The following is a 1,358-nucleotide window of genomic DNA, read 5'->3' as shown; positions in this document are numbered from 1 at the left end:
CCCGAGCGCGGGCACGAGGTCGAGGAGGCTGCCCCAGCCGGGGTCCTCGACCGCGACCGCGTCGCCGGGGCGCAGGTGCGCGGCGAGGACGCGCTCGATCGCGTCGAGGGACCCCGAGGTGACGGCGAGCGGCCCGTCCGGCACTCCGTCCGCCGTGAAGGAGGCGCGGGCGAGGGCGGCGAGGGCGGGATCGAGGGGCGCGTGCCCGTAGAGGACCGGGTCCGCGTCGCTCGCGGCGGCCGCCTCGGCGAAGGCCGGGGCGAGCGCGGGCAGGAGGGCGGGGTCGGGGTTGCCCGAGGCGACGTCCCGCGCGCCGGGCGGGACGACGATCCTGGCAGCGTCCCGCGCGGTCGTCACCGGGCGCGCCCGCACCCGGCTCCCGCGCCGTCCCGCCGTCTCGATGACGCCGCGCTCGCGCAGCGTCCGGTACGCGGCGGCGACCGTGTTCGCGTTGACGCCGAGCCCGGCCGCCAGCTCCCGCATCGGCGGCAGCACATCCCCCGGCCCCAACTCGCCGCGCCCCACGGCCTGTTCCACGTCAGCGGCGATATCGGCGGCACGCCGCCCGGAAATCCGATACTCTCCTAGCACAAACAGCAGTTTGCACTAGTGCAATCGGGGGCGCAAGTCGTACCGCCCCACCGCACCCCGTGCGTTTCGCAGCGAGGAGAGACCCGCATGACCACCGAGCCCTCCCAGCCCTACGCCCGCACCCCTCGCACGACGCCCACGCGCTCCGCCGAGCGGGCCCGCTACGACAGGCCGACCGTGCACGCGATACTCGACAGCGCCTGGCTCTGCCACCTCGGCTACGTCCGCGAGGGCGAGCCGGTGGTGCTCCCGACCCTGTTCGCGCGGCGCGGCGAGACGCTGTACGTGCACGGCTCGACGGGTTCGCGCCCGCTGCGCTCGGCACGCCAGGACCCCGGGCTCCCCGTGTGTCTCACGGTGACCCACGTGGACGGCCTGGTCCTCGCCCGCTCCGCCTTCCACCACTCGCTCAACTACCGCTCGGTCGTGGTGCGGGGCCTGGCCCGCCAGGTGCGGGACGAGGCGGAGAAGCGTATGGCGCTCGACACGATCGTGGACCAGGTCGTCGCGGGGCGGGCCGCCGACTCGCGTCCCGCGAACGCCAGGGAACTCGCCGCGACGGCCGTCCTCCGCCTCGATCTCGCGGAGGTCTCCGCGAAGCTCCGCACCGGCGGCCCGAACGACGACCCCGAGGACGTGGACCTCCCGTACTGGTCCGGGGTCCTTCCCGTCCAGCAGACGTACGGCGCCCCGGAACCGGCCGCCGACCTGTCCCCGTCCGTCCGGCTCCCGGAGTACCTGAGCCGCTGAGACGGGTACGGGGGCGG

2 protein-coding genes are annotated in these 1,358 nt (G+C 75.6%); one reads left to right on the top strand and one right to left on the bottom strand.

All coding sequences use genetic code 11. The features are described 5' to 3' along the window. On the bottom strand, positions 1-591 hold a 591-nt coding region (locus SSBG_RS26805), incomplete at its 3' end, for a GntR family transcriptional regulator (RefSeq protein WP_037870726.1). 87 nt (positions 592-678) lie between these two features. On the opposite strand from SSBG_RS26805, the gene SSBG_RS26800 reads away from it, so the two are divergent. Beyond that, positions 679-1,341, top strand: coding sequence for a pyridoxamine 5'-phosphate oxidase family protein (locus SSBG_RS26800; RefSeq protein ID WP_008749192.1), 663 nt, complete (start codon positions 679-681; stop codon positions 1,339-1,341). Positions 1,342-1,358: the final 17 nt, after the last annotated feature.

The organism is Streptomyces sp. SPB074, assembly GCF_000154905.1.
GTDB lineage: Bacteria > Actinomycetota > Actinomycetes > Streptomycetales > Streptomycetaceae > Streptomyces.
This window is presented reverse-complemented; position numbering and strand designations above follow the sequence as displayed.